At 54.9% G+C, this 16916-nt stretch carries 13 protein-coding genes; all 13 read left to right on the top strand.

What is annotated here, in order from left to right; translation table 11 throughout:
• The first annotated feature begins 10 nt into the window (after positions 1-10).
• Complete coding sequence (gene tssC / locus AC6I8I_RS07745; protein WP_312757323.1) at positions 11-1558, top strand: type VI secretion system contractile sheath large subunit; 1548 nt, start codon at positions 11-13, stop codon at positions 1556-1558.
• 18 nt (positions 1559-1576) lie between these two features.
• Positions 1577-2926, top strand: a complete 1350-nt coding sequence (gene tssK, locus AC6I8I_RS07750) for a type VI secretion system baseplate subunit TssK (RefSeq protein ID WP_497828501.1) — start codon at positions 1577-1579, stop codon at positions 2924-2926.
• Entirely contained in the window at positions 2923-3675 is a 753-nt protein-coding gene (tssL, locus tag AC6I8I_RS07755) for a type VI secretion system protein TssL, short form (protein ID WP_497828502.1), read from the top strand. The genes tssK and tssL overlap by 4 nt, the downstream gene beginning before the upstream one ends.
• Entirely contained in the window at positions 3675-5363 is a 1689-nt protein-coding gene (locus AC6I8I_RS07760; protein ID WP_497828503.1) for an OmpA family protein, read from the top strand. The genes tssL and AC6I8I_RS07760 overlap by 1 nt, the downstream gene beginning before the upstream one ends.
• Before the next feature lie 3 nt (positions 5364-5366).
• A complete protein-coding gene (locus AC6I8I_RS07765; protein ID WP_497819888.1) occupies positions 5367-5858 on the top strand; it encodes an Hcp family type VI secretion system effector in 492 nt (163 codons plus the stop codon).
• A 300-nt stretch (positions 5859-6158) separates the two neighbouring features.
• Complete coding sequence (gene tssH / locus AC6I8I_RS07770; protein ID WP_497828504.1) at positions 6159-8816, top strand: type VI secretion system ATPase TssH; 2658 nt, start codon at positions 6159-6161, stop codon at positions 8814-8816.
• Positions 8816-11170: a type VI secretion system Vgr family protein gene (locus tag AC6I8I_RS07775; protein WP_497828642.1), complete on the top strand. Its 2355-nt coding sequence runs from the start codon at positions 8816-8818 to the stop codon at positions 11168-11170. The genes tssH and AC6I8I_RS07775 overlap by 1 nt, the downstream gene beginning before the upstream one ends.
• A gap of 11 nt (positions 11171-11181) precedes the next feature.
• On the top strand, positions 11182-14079 hold the full coding sequence (locus AC6I8I_RS07780) for a hypothetical protein (protein WP_497828505.1): 2898 nt from the start codon (positions 11182-11184) through the stop codon (positions 14077-14079).
• A gap of 12 nt (positions 14080-14091) precedes the next feature.
• Positions 14092-14625, top strand: a complete 534-nt coding sequence (locus AC6I8I_RS07785; RefSeq protein ID WP_497828506.1) for a hypothetical protein — start codon at positions 14092-14094, stop codon at positions 14623-14625.
• Complete coding sequence (locus tag AC6I8I_RS07790) at positions 14622-15038, top strand: hypothetical protein (RefSeq protein WP_497828507.1); 417 nt, start codon at positions 14622-14624, stop codon at positions 15036-15038. The genes AC6I8I_RS07785 and AC6I8I_RS07790 overlap by 4 nt, the downstream gene beginning before the upstream one ends.
• A 180-nt stretch (positions 15039-15218) precedes the next feature.
• The gene (locus AC6I8I_RS07795; RefSeq protein WP_497828508.1) at positions 15219-15476 is read left to right on the top strand and encodes a PAAR domain-containing protein; all 258 of its coding nucleotides are present in this window, start codon (positions 15219-15221) and stop codon (positions 15474-15476) included.
• Positions 15477-15598: 122 nt separating this feature from the next.
• Entirely contained in the window at positions 15599-16036 is a 438-nt protein-coding gene (locus tag AC6I8I_RS07800; RefSeq protein ID WP_497828509.1) for a hypothetical protein, read from the top strand.
• A gap of 103 nt (positions 16037-16139) precedes the next feature.
• Positions 16140-16913, top strand: coding sequence for a hypothetical protein (locus AC6I8I_RS07805; RefSeq protein WP_497828510.1), 774 nt, complete (start codon positions 16140-16142; stop codon positions 16911-16913).
• Positions 16914-16916: the final 3 nt, after the last annotated feature.

Raw genomic sequence — 16916 nt, forward strand, 5'->3', positions numbered from 1 at the left:
AATGAAGGAAATGCTGATGTCTGTAAAAAATGAGAATGGCGCGGGTGGCGAAAGCATCGTGCTGGAACGCCCGGAAGCCGGTGGCGTATATGCCGCCCTGTTTGAAAAAATCAACCTGAACCCGGTCTCTGAACTGAGCGCCCTGGATATCTGGCAGGACAGCCAGGCGATGTCCGATGCCACGGCTGACGAGCGACTGACCGCCGGGATGCAGGTGTTTCTTGAGTGCCTGACAAAATCGGGTTCAAAAGTTGAAAAACTGGATAAAACGCTGATTGACCACCACATCGCCGGGCTTGATTACCAGATCAGCCGCCAGCTGGATGCGGTAATGCATCATGAAGAATTCCAGAAAACAGAAAGCACCTGGCGCGGGCTGAAGTCGCTGGTGGACAAAACCGACTTCCGTCAGAACGTCAGAATTGAGTTACTTGACCTGTCGAAAGAGGCTCTGCGTCAGGATTTTGAGGACGCGCCGGAGATTATTCAGAGCGGATTATATCAGCACACCTATACCGCAGAGTACGACAGCCCGGGTGGCGAACCCATTGCCGCGCTGATTTCTGCCTATGAATTTGACGCCTCGGCGCAGGACATCACCCTGCTGCGCAACATCTCGAAAGTGTCTGCCGCAGCGCACATGCCGTTTATCGGCTCTGCCGGTCCGCAGTTCTTCCTGAAAAGCTCAATGGAAGAGGTGGCGGCGATTAAAGATATTGGCAACTACTTTGACCGTGCCGAATATATCAAATGGAAATCCTTCCGCGAAACCGACGACAGCCGCTATATCGGGCTGGTGATGCCGCGCGTGCTGGGACGCCTGCCTTACGGTCCTGACACCGTGCCGGTGCGCAGCTTCAATTACACTGAAGAGGTGAAGGGGCCGGATCACGATAAATACCTGTGGACCAATGCTTCGTTTGCGTTTGCCGCCAACATGGTGAAAAGCTTCATCAACAACGGCTGGTGCGTGCAAATCCGGGGGCCGCAGGCCGGCGGCGCTGTGCAGGATCTGCCTATCCATCTGTACGATCTCGGCACCGGTAACCAGGTGAAGATCCCCTCAGAAGTGATGATCCCGGAAACCCGTGAGTTTGAGTTCGCCAGTCTCGGTTTCATCCCGCTGTCGTACTATAAAAACCGCGATTACGCCTGCTTCTTCTCCGCCAACTCCACCCAGAAACCGGCGCTGTACGACACGGCAGATGCGACAGCCAACAGCCGCATCAACGCCCGTCTGCCGTATATCTTCCTGCTGTCGCGTATCGCGCACTATCTGAAACTCATTCAGCGCGAAAACATCGGCACCACCAAAGATCGCCGTTTACTCGAGCTGGAGCTCAACACCTGGGTACGCAGTCTGGTGACTGAAATGACCGATCCGGGCGACGAGCTGCAGGCGTCACACCCGCTGCGCGATGCAAAAGTGGTGGTGGAAGATATCGAGGACAACCCCGGTTTCTTCCGCGTGAAGCTGTTTGCCGTGCCGCATTTCCAGGTGGAAGGCATGGACGTCAATCTGTCGCTGGTTTCCCAGATGCCGAAAGCGAAATCGTAAGGCGAGGGGAAATCAGGGATGAAAATTTATCGTCCGTTATGGAATGAAGGGGCGCTTCTGGCCCCTCAGCAGTTTCAGCAGCAGTCTGAATGGGATGCATTTTCCCGGGCCGGTATTGCCGCCCGCGGAAATGCTTTTCCCTGGGGCGTTGGTCGGGTTGAGCTGGATGACGCGATGCTGGCCTCCGGCCGCGTGCAGGCGCAGTCACTTCGTCTCTGGCTACCTGATGATACGCTGGTTGATACCCGATTCAGCGACCAGCCACCGGAGCCGCGTGAAATCGAGGCCCCGGCTTCTGCCAGCAATGCTCCGGTGACGGTGTATGTCGCATTACCTGTGATGCAGGCCGGTATCGTGAATGTGCAGACGGACACGGTACCTGCAGAGCGCCCGCTGCGCTATCGGGAAGCCTGGGAGACGATTGCCGATCGCTTCGGTCAGGAAGAAGAGTCGATGGCGGTGGCCCGCTATAATCTGGCATTCCGTTTCGGACATGAAGACAACGGCGTCTGGGATACCTGCGCCGTTGCCCGTCTGTTGCGGGATGGGCAGGGAGGCTGGCGTCAGGATCCTGACTTTATCCCACCGATGGCCCTGTTCTCGGCAAGCCGTGGCCTGTGTGAACGCCTTGCACTGTTGAACCGTCAGCTGCGCTCCCGCCGCCAGCGTCTGATGTCTATGCGTCGTGAAAGTAACGACAGAATGGCCGATTTTGCAGTCGCTGACGTGTCGTTGTTCTGGCTGCTGAATGCGCTGAACTCGCATGCCCGGGTGCTCTCTGAGTATGAGCGTTTCCCTGACAGGCATCCTGAGCAGCTCTGGGCCGAGCTGGCACGGCTTGCCGGCAGTATGCTGACCTTTTCGCTTGAGCACGATCTGGATGCGATCCCGGGTTACGACCACAGCGCGCCGGAGCAAACCTTCCCGCCACTCTTTGACCTTATTAGCGAACTGCTGGAAGCCAGTCTGCCGTCACACGTGGTGGCCATCCGTATGGATCGCATGGATCCGGAAACCTGGAAAGCGGTACTGCACGATATTCGTCTGCGCGATGAAGCCGATTTCTATCTCTCCGTCCGGGCTAATCAGCCGGCCTGGCAGATTGCTGAACGCTTCGCCGAAGTGTGTATTGCCGGTGCGCCGGCTAATGTTGGCGAAGTGTCCGGTCTGGCCGTCGAGGGTATCGGTCTCATTGCCCTGAGCCGCGTGCCTGCTGCGCTGCCAGTGCGTCTGGAGAACCAGTACTTTGTGCTGGATATGGAGAGTGATGCGGCCCGCGAAATGCTGGATCAGGGTGTCTGCGTCTTCTATGTTCCGTCCGTGCTCGGCGAGCTTGATCTGGAACTCTTTGCGGTGCTGCGCTCATGATCAAGGACTTCGACATTGATGCCCTGATGGCACCAACATGGCTCACCGTGGCGCAGTTACGCCACGGCGGGAAGATCACCGATGGTCCTGCGCTCTATGCGGCGTGTAAAGCGCAGGTAGAGAGCGTGCGGGAAGCGCTAGAAAGGGCCGGGTTTAACGCAGAGAGTGTCGATCACATCACCTACGCCCAGTGCGCACTACTGGATGAAATCGTTCTGAACCGCAGGCCGGAGCCGAAATTTGCAGTCGCGGATGGTGGTGAAACCCGCGCCACAGAAGGCCCGTCTACTGATGAAATATCCCGTGACGCGCTGAACATGGCTTCGCTGGATGCTGGGCAGAAAGCCTGGCGTTCAGCGCCGCTGCAGGCGGTGTACTTCGGTTCACTACGCGCCGGTGAGGCCCTTTACGACCGCATTGCAGAGATCCTGCGTCACCCTGCGCCTGCGCCTGCCGTACTGACCTGCTACCAGCGGGTACTGGCTCTCGGTTTCCAGGGGCAGTACCGGCTGTCCGGCGTGGGGCAGTCCCGCCGTGATGAGATTATCGCCGCACTGAATGAGCGTGTGCCGCCGCTTGAAATCGGCTCATCCCTGGTGATGCAGAAAGCCGGGCGTCGCCGTTACAACCTGCTGCGTTCTGTCTGGTTCTGGATTGGGCTGGCGGTAGTGCTGACCGCTGTCGCGTGGTTCGGAGGGCACCTGTGGCTGCAGGATCTGTTGCACCAACAACTTCCGGAGCCACACTGATGCGCGGACGTACATTCGCCCGGGCGGTGTTTCCGGTACTGCTGTGCCTGGTGGTTTTCCTCTGGCTGGCCTGGGGATTTCTGGCCTGGCCGGTATCGGGAAAATCTGTCCTGACGCTGCTTTCGTTGCTGGTTGCCAGCGTGGTAACCCGCCGGCGTTATCTGCGCAGACAGCCTGTTCAGCGAACCGGCGATAAAGAAGGCTTCCCGCCGGAAAGTCATACTGGCCCGGTCGTGATGGTCTGCGGGGATGTGGATGATGATATGTTCGCCCGGGGTTCAGGTCGGGAAACGGCAGAAGGCTGGTTCCTTCGGATATCTGATCCGGCAGAACTGACCATCCTGGCAAGCGAGTTACTGGCCCGCAGCCCGACCATGGCCGGGCAGCTTGCGGTGATGTTCCGTTGTCTGCCTGACCATCACGAAGATGAAGCGCTGATGCGCGCGTCCCTGAAAGCCGTGCGCCTGCAGATAAAACAGCTCCGTGGCCTGACGGGCTACACCGTACCGGTGGTCCTGAATGCAGAGTTCAGTGGCCCGGAAACGCCGTGGATTGTGGTGCTGGGCAATGCTGCCCTGGTGTGCCGCGACGATGGGCCAGCCATTACCCTCAGTGAGTGGCAGCGCGTAGCACTGACGGCCACGATACAGCCGTTCCTCGCTGAGGCCACTGCGATGCTGCACAGGGTTATGCTGGATGAACTGGAGAAAGCCGACCGCCTTTGTCCGCCGGTCCGTCCTTTCGCGGCCACCCTGCGCTTTGGGGAGATCCGTACCTCCCCGACGGCGCTGTGGCCGCAATGGCTATTTCGCCAGACCCATATCACCCCATCTGACCGCGTCAGTGCGTATGAACGCCACTGGCACTTTGCCGATCCCATCCTCCCGTTGCTGGCACCTTATACCACGCCGTTGCAGGGCGGTAAGACCGGACGTCGGGTGGTGATGGTGCTGCTGTTGTGTGCCCTTGGCGCCATCGCGCTGTCCGTGCGACATAACCAGGCGCTTATCCGCAAAGTCAGCGCCGATCTTCAGCGCTGGACGGCGATTCCGATGACGCACTATGCGCCGAAAGCACAGGCCCTGCATGCGCTGCAGCAGGATGCACTGTTGCTGGAACGCTGGCAGCGACAGGGAGAACCACACCGTTATGGACTCGGGCTGTATCCGGGCAACCGCCTGTGGCTCGCGGTTCAGCAGGCTATTGATACCTGGGTGCCGCCTCCGCCGCCTGAACCGCAGCCGAAACCCAAACCGGTACCGAAAATTGTGCAGCTCGACAGTATGTCGCTGTTCGATTCCGGCAGGGCAGAGCTGAAGGCAGGCTCCACCAAAATGCTGGTGAACTCGCTGGTCGGCATCAAAGCGAAGCCGGGCTGGCTGATTGTGGTGGCCGGCCATACCGATAACACCGGCAATCCGCAACTCAATCAGACGCTGTCCCTGAACCGTGCCGAAGCGGTGCGCAACTGGATGCGTGACACCGGCGACGTGCCGGAAAGCTGTTTTGCAGTGCAGGGCTATGGCGCAGACCGTCCCGTAACGACCAACGACACGCCGGAAGGCCGCGCGCTTAACCGTCGTGTTGAAATCAGTCTGGTACCGCAGGCCGATGCCTGCCGAATTCCAGGCAACACCAACGTGTCATCGCAGGATGGTGACGCGCACGACTATAAAATGGAGAAATAACACATGGCTATTCCTGTTTATCTGTGGCTGAAAGACGACGGCGGTGCGGACATTAAAGGGTCTGTAGACGTTCATGAGCGTGAAGGCAGCATCGAAGTGGTTGCTCAGGATCACTGCCTCTATATCCCGACCGATAACAACACCGGCAAGCTGACCGGCACCCGTATCCACACGCCGTTCCTGTTCACCAAGGAAATCGACTCCTCCAGCCCGTACCTCTACAAGGCGGTGACCACCGGTCAGACCCTGAAGTCTGCGGAGTTTAAGTGGTACAAAATCAACGACGCGGGTCAGGAGGTGGAGTACTTCAACACGAAGCTGGAAAACGTCAGGCTGGTGAAAGTTGCGCCGAAAATGCACGACATCAAAGACCCATCCTACGAGAAGCATAACCACCTCGAAACCATCGAGCTGCGTTACGAAAAAATCACCTGGACCTACAAAGACGGCAACATCATTCATTCCGATTCCTGGAACGAACGCGCCACCGCCTGATTACGCGTCATATTTCGCGCTGTAGCGGTGTTGGCTGTACTCATGCACCCCGGTCACTTACTTATGTAAGCTCCCGGGGCTGCACGCGCTTGCCGCCTTGCTACAGCACGAACTATTTAGCGTAACCGCCTGACGGGCAGCCTGTTCTGTCCGCTTTTTACTTTTGCTGAGCGTCTGCCTGTGCGGGCTTTCAGCAAAGAAACCCACAATCTGCCCGCCCGACCTTGTGCGCTCTGGTCTCCTTCACGGGAAACAGCGAGGGGCGGTAGCGTGTCCAGCAACCGACAAAGAGAGAGAGTCATGGAAAATCCAGCCATCCTGCTGCGACGTCTGAACCCTTACTGCGCCCGTGCGATGGAGGCGGCGGCCTCGCTCTGCCAGACCCGTGCCCATGCGGAAATTTTGCCGGAGCACTGGCTGCTGAAGCTGCTCGAACAGGGGGAAGGTGACCTGACGGTGCTGGCCCGCCGCTATGAGTGGGATATGGACGCCATCTGGCAGGATTTGCTGGGCTGGCTGGATAAACAGCCGCGTTCGGTGCGTCAACGCCCGCAGTTGTCTGACGACATTCAGACGCTGATGCAGGAAGCCTGGCTGATTGCTTCTCTTAACGGTGAGGAACAAATCCGCAGCATCCATCTGCTGATGGCGCTGACTGACAAACAGAAACTGGTTCGCTGTGACGGGCTGTGGCCGCTGCTGACGCTGGGCCAGAGTCAGCTGGAGCGCCTGCGTCCGCTGCTTGATGGGCAGTCGGATGAGCGGCCGGAACTGCAGCAGGAAGCAGAGCTGGCGCAGAGCCACGGCAGTAACGTGGAGTTTGTGGGCCGCCCGGTCGGTGCAGAGCTGAAAGAGGGGGAGCTGAACCCGGCGCTGCAGAACGCGCTGGATAAATTCACCCTCGACGTCACGGCCAGGGCCAGGGAAGGTCAGATTGACCCGGTGTTCGGCCGCGACACGGAAATCCGCCAGATGGTGGACATTCTCTCCCGCCGCCGTAAAAACAACCCGATTCTGGTCGGTGAGCCGGGCGTCGGGAAAACCGCACTGGTGGAAGGCCTGGCGCTGCGCATTGCCGAAGGTAACGTCCCTGAGTCCCTCAGACCGGTCATCCTGCGCACCCTTGACCTCGGCCTGCTGCAGGCGGGGGCGGGGGTGAAGGGCGAATTTGAACAGCGGCTGAAAAACGTTATCGACGCCGTGCAGCAGTCACCGGTGCCGGTTCTGCTGTTTATCGACGAGGCCCACACCATTATCGGTGCCGGTAATCAGGCCGGTGGCGCAGATGCCGCCAATCTGCTGAAACCGGCGCTGGCGCGCGGTGAGCTGCGCACCATCGCTGCCACAACATGGTCCGAATACAAACAGTATTTTGAGCGCGATGCCGCACTGGAGCGCCGTTTCCAGATGGTGAAGGTGGACGAGCCGGACGACGACACCGCCTGCCTGATGCTGCGTGGGCTGAAATCCCGCTATGCCGAACACCATGACGTGCATATCACCGACGATGCGGTAAAAGCAGCGGTCAGCCTGTCGCGCCGCTACCTGACGGGTCGTCAGCTGCCGGACAAGGCGGTTGACCTGCTCGATACCGCCGCTGCGCGCGTGCGCATGAGCCTCGACACCGTGCCGGAACAGCTGACCCGCATTCGCTCGCAGATTACCTCTCTTGAAATGGAGAAGCAGGCGCTGCTGGAAGATATCGCCGCCGGCAATCAGAGTCATGGTGAACGTCTGACCGCCATTGAGCAGGAAGAGAACGATCTCATCGTTGCACTCGACGAGCTTCAGACCCGGTACGGTCAGGAGCTGAAACTCACCGGACAACTGCTGGAAAGCCGACATGACATCTCCCGTCGGAGCGAGACGCACACGCTGCAACAGGAGCTGAAGGGCATGCAGCACAGCAACCCGCTGCTTTCCGTTGATGTGGACACCCGCACGGTTGCCAGCGTGATTGCCGACTGGACCGGCGTGCCGCTCTCTTCCCTGATGAAAGACGAACAGACCGGACTGCTGACGCTGGAAAACGAAATCGGCAGCCGTGTCGTCGGCCAGGATACTTCTCTTGAGGCCATCGCTCAGCGCCTGCGCGCCGCCAAAACCGGGCTGACGTCAGAGAACGGCCCGCAGGGCGTGTTCCTGCTGGTCGGTCCGAGCGGCACCGGCAAAACCGAAACCGCGCTGGCGCTGGCGGACGTGCTGTACGGCGGTGGGAAATCCCTCATCACCATCAACCTGTCCGAATACCAGGAGCCGCACACCGTTTCGCAGCTGAAAGGCTCACCGCCGGGCTATGTCGGTTACGGCCAGGGCGGCATCCTGACCGAAGCGGTGCGCAAGCGTCCGTACAGCGTGGTGCTGCTGGATGAAGTGGAAAAGGCGCACCGTGACGTGATGAACCTGTTCTATCAGGTGTTTGATCGCGGCTTTATGCGCGACGGTGAAGGGCGTGAAATCGACTTCCGCAACACCGTTATTCTGATGACTTCAAACCTCGGCAGCGACCACCTGATGCAGCTGCTGGATGAACAGCCGGAGGCCACCGAAGCGGAGCTGCACGAGCTGCTGCGCCCGATCCTGCGCGACCACTTTCAGCCCGCGCTGCTGGCCCGCTTCCAGACGGTGATTTACCGCCCGCTGAATGAAACGGCGATGCGCACCGTCGTGGAAATGAAGCTGTCACAGGTCAGCAGGCGCTTACATCGTCACTACGGCCTGACTACGCAGATTGATGAGAGCCTGTATGACGCCCTGACCGCCGCCTGCCTGCTGCCGGATACCGGGGCGCGTAATGTCGACAGCCTGCTCAATCAGCAAATTCTGCCGGTGCTGAGCCAGCAACTGTTAACCCATATGGCGGCGAAACAGAAGCCACACTCCCTGACGCTGAGCTGGAGTGAGGAAGAAGGGATTGGGCTGGAATTTGATGCCACGGATACCCGAGAGGAGGCGTGATAATGGAAAGCATTGCCAGTCTGGCACAGAAGAAAATTGATGAGGCTCTGGGGCTGTCCCGCTATCGCGTGGATGTTCATGAGTGCCCGCATTTTCTCGATGTCCTGCGTTTTCGCGCCAGTGAAACCCTGAGCCAGCCGTGGCGCTATGACATCACCGTCACCTGTGCGGCAAATATTGCCGGCAGTGAGCTGATGCTTAAACCGGCCTCCTTTACCTTCCAGACACCGCTCTATGACGGTACGCCAGCCGTGCCGGTGCGTACGGTGTATGGGGTGGTGGATGATTTCCGACGTATCTCTGCCTCAGGGGATGAAATTACCTACGCCCTGCGACTGGTGCCGCGTATTGCCCTGATGCAGCATACCGAGCGTTGTGCGGTATATCTGAACCAGTCGGTGCCGGAAGTGGTGGAGCAAATTCTGCGTTCCCATGGGCTGGAAGGGGCGGATTTCGAATTCCGTCTGTCGCAGGCCTACCCGGTCCGCGAGCTCATTACCCAGTGGCGTGAAACGGACCTGGCCTTTGTTCAGCGTCTGCTGGCCGAAGTCGGCATTTTCTGGCGCTTTGAGATGGACGACCGCATTGAACAGGATGTGGTGTTTTTCCAGGACAGCCAGATGCAGTATCAGTTTGGCGTGAAGCTGCCTATCATCCCGCCGTCACGTACCAGTGATAACGGTCAGGAGAGCGTCTGGGATATTCGTTCGACAGACCGCGTGGTGACGAGTGGCGTAGCCACCCGCGACTATAACTACCGTGACGCGCTGACCCCGCAGGACAGCTCCGTGACCGTTAGCCAGGAAGGCGGGGCGACCACCGGTGAGGTGTATCACTATGCTGAGCCGTTCCTGAGTGAAGGGGATACGGAAACCCCCGAAGGCGGAGCCTGGTTTGCCCGCCTGCGTCATGAGCGCTACCTTAACGCACAGCAGACTGTCACGGGGCGAGCCAGCAGCCCGATTCTGGCCCCGGGCGAAGTGCTGGAGCCACAGAGCAGTGGTTTGCCCGATTTGCTGAAGGATGGCATTGTCATCACCGGGGTTCACACCTCAGGTGCACGTGACAAAAGCTTTCAGCTGCGCTTTACGGGCATCCCTTACAGCGAAACGGTCTGCTACCGCCCGGCATTGCTGAACCGTCCAGTCATGGCTGGCTCTCTGCCTGCCCGGGTGGAAAGCGATGAGAAGCATGACACCTACGCCTACCTCGATAATCAGGGGCGCTACCGCGTCCGGCTCGATTTTGACCGCAACAGCACCGAGCAGGGGTATGCCTACCTCTGGCTGCGCATGGCAAAACCGTACGCCGGGGATACCTACGGCTTCCACTCCCCGTTGCTGGACGGTACCGAAGTCTCGGTGATGTTCGACGGCGGTGATCCCGACCGTCCGTATATTGCTCACGCACAGCACGATTCAGAGCACCCTGACCACGTTACCCGCGACAACCACACGCGCAACATCTGGCGCACGGCCGGGGATAACAAATTCCGGCTGGAAGACAAACGTCAGGAAGAGCATTTCAAGCTTGCAACGCCGTTTGGCAAGACGCAACTCAACGGCGGCCACGTCGTGGACAGTGAGCGTGAGCCACGCGGTACCGGATTTGAACTGCGTACCGATGAATACGGGGCGCTGCGTGCCGGGCGGGGGATGTTCCTGACCGCAGATGCACAGCCGTCGGCGCAGGGCAAAGTGCTGGACATGGCGCCGGCTATTGAGCGCCTGAGCCAGTCAGCTGCAGAAATGAAGCGGCTTAATCTTCTCGCACAGCAGGCTCAGGCACTCACCAGCGACCTGGAAAGCCAGAACAGCCTGCTGGAAAACCGTCTCAAAGACCTCCAGTCAGCGGCACTGCTGGGCAGTGCACCACAGGGCGTGGCGTTCACCTCGGGTGAGCACCTTCAGATGACCAGCAAGCAGAACACTATCCTGAGTGCGGGTCAGCATCTGGATATGGGCGCAATGAAGAACATCACGCTTGCCGCCAGTGAGTCTGTCGGGCTGTTTGCTCATCAGTCCGGGGCAAAGTTCATTGCCAATCAGGGGGATGTTGAGGTTCGCGCAGATGCGAGCTCAATGGAGATGACATCAGAACTGCTGTTTACCATCAGCAGCAACAAGGATGAGCTGCTCATCAGTGCGCCTAAACTGCGGCTCAACGGTGGAGGTTCCAGTATCACCCTGGACAATGGTGGCATTGTCGAAGAGACCCTGGGCGATTACCTGGTGAAATCCCCCCATTACCGCTCGCCGATGGCCGGGGGCAGCATGGACATTACGCCGCCTAAGTTCAGCCAGACAAACGCCAGCGTGACACCGCCCAAAATACGTAATATCCCTTCACGTTAAGGATGACCGGAATGAAAATCTGTTTTCCTGCCCGCAAAGCGAATGGTGAACAATACGCCACTGTGGATGACATGATGCAGCCGCTCTGTCAGGAGCCACACGGCTCCTGGCTGGCCGGAACGAATAACATGTGGCACGGTGGGATCCACATCACCCGTAAGAGTGCCCCCGGCTCCGTGCTGACAAGCGAGACGGCGGACTCTGCGGTACCGCTTCAGTTTATGGCAGGTGGCGAAGTGGTGGCCTGGCGTGTGAATCAGGATTACCTGACCGCCACGTACATGAACAAGCCGCTGCAGTATTCCGGTACCTTTGTGCTGGTCAAATCCACCTGTACCCCGGATCCCGAAAAGAAGGACAACAGCCTCGACTTTTACACGCTGTATATCGGGCTTGCGTCGCTCTCAGCCTTTCCAGAGCACAAGCTGTATCAGGTCACAGAGAAGGGCGACGGGCTCAGTCAGCGTGAATATACCGGCAAAGAAAAAGACGGAGATAAGGCGCCGGTAGCGAAGAATAAACTGAAAACAGGCGACAGCGTCATCGTGCTGCGTGAGATCACCTTCGACCTGAAGGGACAGACGCAGACGTTCGGTCTTACCCGGGTGCTGAACAGTAAATCCGAAGTGACCGGCAAGGCATACTGGGTGTCGCTTGACCCGCAATATGTGACACCTGTCGGTGAGCAGAGGGCGCATTTGCCAGCCTGGATGCAGCAGGCAGTTGCGCAGGGAACGTTTGATGAAGTCGTTAAACCTGCAACCAGACTTGAGGTGACAGCCGGCGATGCCGTGGGTTACCTGGCGGAAGACATTGCCCCTTGTGACATACACGGTGTGGAAAAAAGTGCTTTTGTACATATTGAAGTGCTCAGTACCGACGGTCGGATGATCGATTTTCTGAGCAATAAGGCCCAGGTGAAAAGTGGCCCGAAATACGTTCATATCCACCCGGAAAGTTTCATTTATAGCCGTTCAGGCGATACCTTCACCCGGACCAAAGGACAGGTAAAGAAAGATATTCACAAAATTATGCCGCAGGACAAATGCCATCCTTTCACAGATAAAGATGGTAAGCGCTGGTTTGATATCGGGGACGGGGCCTGGCTCAATGAAGTCGATGTGGATGCAGATATCAACCAGTATGACCTGGATAAACTGGGTTTTAAAGCATTTGAGGAGCCGTCCACGTCCGACATGACAAAATCCCTGCGTGAAGGGTGGATCAAAGACGGATTCACCAGAATGGCGGAGTGGGTACGGCCTGAGCGCGGTATCCGGGAAAAGCAGGTCTCTGACTACTACAAAGCCCTGCTGCGGAAAATGGACAGCGACAACAGTGGCGACCTTTCCGGTGCAGAGCTACGCCAGGCGGTGAATTACGCGGAGCTGGATGTCAGGGATATCGCGGCACGGATGGTGGTCAGACACGACAGTGAGTGGTTTGGTGGCAGCAGCCATCACCGCTGGAGAACGTTTTTAAAGCAGATGGATCCCCTCTGTGTCAGCTATGTCAGACAGTGGTTCGACGACATGGAATGGATGAGCAAGGTGGAGGGATTCAGCAGTGGTGCACCTGTCTGGCATATGCATCCGGTGGTGTTTTTAGACGCACTTAAAACTGAAGATGAATGCGCAAAGCTAATTTGGGGAGATGTGGTTAATCAGCGTTTAGGTCAAGATAAGGCATGCCTGTTCAGAAAGAAAGTTGTTAAAATATGTTCTGAATTATGGGGTGAAGAAAGGAAACTTGAATTTGCTAATTCACTTATGGCTTGCATGGCGGTTGAAACATCCAGATTGTTCTCTTCATCGGTAGTTAAGTTGATGCCAAAAGTTAACTCTCAGGGTGTTGTAATATTAAATAGTAATGGAAGACCAGTGCGAGAATATCGGCCTATCACAAAGCAAGAGTTAAATGCAAATCCTTCTGTCGCTTCTCGGAGTGCAGTGGGGCTCATTCAGTTTACAGGGCCTGCAGTAGCACAATTAAATAAAACACATGGCTTGTCAATTACAAAGCAGCAACTTGCTTTGATGGATGAAATTGAGCAGCTTGATTATGTGAAGCTATATTTCACCTCAAATAAAAAATTGTTCAACAAGATTAAAACTGGTGAAGATATATATCTTTATATCTTCTGCCCAGCAGGCGTAGGCAGAGATGATGGCTTTGCGCTATATAGTCGACAAAAAGATGAAGATGAGGATGTTAACTACTATCAAGCGAATAGTAGTTTGGACTCAAATCAACATGGCAATCTCGGGAACAATGATGGTGTGATTCAGAGAGGTGAGTTACTCTCTCGGTTAAATAAACTGAGGGATGAAGGAAGGAAATATGTAAATAAATGCTTGTGTTATCCGGATGCCATTTCAGTATCGAAGGAACCAAGTGGTTCTCAGTGGATAAGACGTTTTGAAACGAGTTCAAATATAAGTGATTTATCTCCAGGATTCTCAACCGCGGTAAACAATTTTATTCGATCGATTATTGATGCTGGGGGGCATGTGAGAGTGTCCGCGACATATCGACCAGTTGAACGTGCTTATCTGATGCATTACGCCTGGAAAATCGCAAGAGAAGGTATGAGGCCCTCATCAGTACCTGCTAAAGATGGTGTAAATATAGACTGGACTCATAAAGGAAATGATAATTCTGCATTTGCAGCTGCTCAGGATATGGTAAATGGTTATCATATTGTTTACGGACCCGTATTATCATCAAGGCATACACAGAGAAGAGCAATTGATATGACTATCACTGGTGTGATGGGGAAATATCTGAAAAATGCATCAGGGAATAATGTGCTTGTAAGTTCACAATCTAAATTGCATGAGGTTGGGGCATCATTTGGAGTTCATAAATTACTGTCAGATCCTCCACATTGGTCTGATGATGGTCATTAAGACAGGTGATATATGCTTAGAAAGTTACAAAGTATTTTCTTGATTTTTTTATTACCTATCACTACACATGCAGGGGACATCTCTTCTGTGGTCTCTATAGGCATAGTAAAATCTGAGCAATCAGGAATTCAATTGTCGACTACTAAAGAGTTTCTTGATGGTGATATTATTTCAATCTGTTCCTTGAAGGATGCATTGTGCAAGAGCTATGAAGGTTCATCATTTTCGATTATGACTGTTGATGATTCAGTTGAAGACGTTGCTAATGGTAAGAATATTTATACATTTGGTTATAATGATAAGCAAACTGACGAGCTTAACAGTGGAACATACTTGTCATTCATTTATCCTGAAAATGGTAAGGCTGATTTCAGTTTTAATGGGAAAAATGAAATCACTTTTAAAATTAATGGTGTAAGGCAAGATTTTTACTCTTGCACAAGTTCAGAGGGAGTTCACGTTTACTCAGGAAATAGAAAACTGCATCTGTACTACTCACTTGGATATGATGTGAAGTCAACGTGTGCAGAGGATCTTTATAAATGAAAAGTTACTTATTATCTGTGATTTTCTGGGCTTTCACTTTTGGAAGTGATTCATTTGCAGCATCGAATGATAAGCTTCCAGCTGGTACATATTCTTATTCTCAAAGCGGTGATGAACTTATAGATGGAAGCAAGGCAAGTATTACATGGTCGATTGTGGTTAATGGCAATGGCAAAGCTGAAGTGAATATCTCATCCTTGCATGCTCCATATACTTGCGATGGTATTTATACGATCACTGATAAAGGTGATTACTTCGCTTTGGGTTTAACTGATGACGAAAATTCGTTGATGGACTGCGATACTCCATCACCTCAATTTTTACTAAAGAAATCGTTTTATGGGGATGTATTAGTTAAAAGTGAACTTTTCCCCTGGGATTCTGCGGGTTGGAAGAAAATGCATAAAAAATGATTTAGATGGAATCGACGAGTTGATATAACCTGCTTATTCATAACTGTCTCGCACGCTACAATTGTTAGCGTAACTTATTATGCGACTGATATTTTGGGTGATTGCGTTGGGTTTTATCACTTTTATAAATTTGATTGTGACTGATTTCCGTTTGTATGTTTGTTGAGCTAATGAACTATTATGCAAGGAATAATTCATCTCGGTGACAAAACCACTCATGGTGGTGAGGTGCTGTCCTGCTCAACTACCATGTTCTTTGGTGATATCGGCGTGGCCCGAAAAGGCGATCGTGTTTCCTGCCCTGAGCATGGTGATACCACTATTGTCGAAGGTAACCCAAATTATCGCGATCGCGGTGTTCCTGTGGCGTTCCACGGGCACAAGTGTAGCTGTGGCTGCACGCTTATCAGCTCGCTGCCTAATGCTCTGGTGGGGTAAACGTGCGGGTTGAATCTGGCCGGTGGCAGCATGGACGTTACGCCGCCTCAGTTCAGCCAGACAAACGCCAGCGTGACGCCGCCCAAAACACGTAATATCCCTTCACGTTAAGGATGACCAGAATGAAAATCTGTTTTCCTGCCCGAAAAGCGAATGGCGAGCAGTACGCCACCGTGGATGACATGATGAAGCCGCTCTTTCAGGAGCCACACGGCTCCTGGCTGGCGGGGACCAACAACATGTGGCACGGCGGGATCCACATCACCAGTCAGAGTGCTCCCGGCTCAGTGCTGACAAGTGAGACGGCAGACACGGCGGTACCGCTTCAGTTTATGGCGGGCGGCGAAGTGGTGGCCTGGCGTATTAATCAGGACTATCTGACCGGTAAATACATCAATAACCCGCTGCAGTATTCCAGTACGTTTGTGCTGGTCAAATCTACCTGTACCCTGTACCCCGGATCCCGAAAAGAAGGACAACAGCCTCGACTTTTACACGCTGTATATCGGGCTTGCGCCGCTCTCAGCCTTTCCAGAGCACAAGCTGTATCAGGTTACTGAGAAGGGGGACGGGCTCAGTCAGCGTGAATATACCGGCAAAGAAAAAGACGGAGATAAGGCGCCGGTAGCGAAGAATAAACTGAAAACAGGCGACAGCGTCATCGTGCAGCGTGAGATCACCTTCGACCTGAAGGGACAGACGCAGACGTTCGGGCTTGCCCGGGCGCTGAACAGCAAATCCGAAATGACCGGCGGGGCGTTCTGGGTGTCGCTCGATTCGCAATTTGTGAGACCTGTCAGTGAGCAGAGGGCGCACCTGCCGGCCTGGATGCAGCAGGCAGTTGCGCAGGGAACGTTTGATGAAGTCGTTAAACCTGCAACCAGACTTGAGGTGGCAGCCGGCGATGCCGTGGGTTACCTGGCGGAAGACATTGCCCCTTGTGACATACACGGTGTGGAAAAAAGTGCTTTTGTACATATTGAAGTGCTCAGTACCGACGGTCGGATGATCGATTTTCTGAGCAATAAGGCCCAGGTGAAAAGTGGCCCGAAATACGTTCATATCCACCCGGAAAGTTTCATTTATAGCCGTTCAGGCGATACCTTCACCCGGACCAAAGGACAGGTAAAGAAAGATATTCACAAAATTATGCCGCAGGACAAATGCCATCCTTTCACAGATAAAGATGGTAAGCGCTGGTTTGATATCGGGGACGGGGCCTGGCTCAATGAAGTCGATGTGGATGCAGATATCAACCAGTATGACCTGGATAAACTGGGTTTTAAAGCATTTGAGGAGCCGTCCACGTCCGACATGACAAAATCCCTGCGTGAAGGGTGGATCAAAGACGGATTCACCAGAATGGCAGAGTGGGTACGGCCTGAGCGCGGTATCCGGGAAAAACAGGTATCAGACTACTACAAAGCCCTGCTGTGAAAA

The organism is Pantoea sp. X-Soil-YNGN-775, from assembly GCF_059730575.1.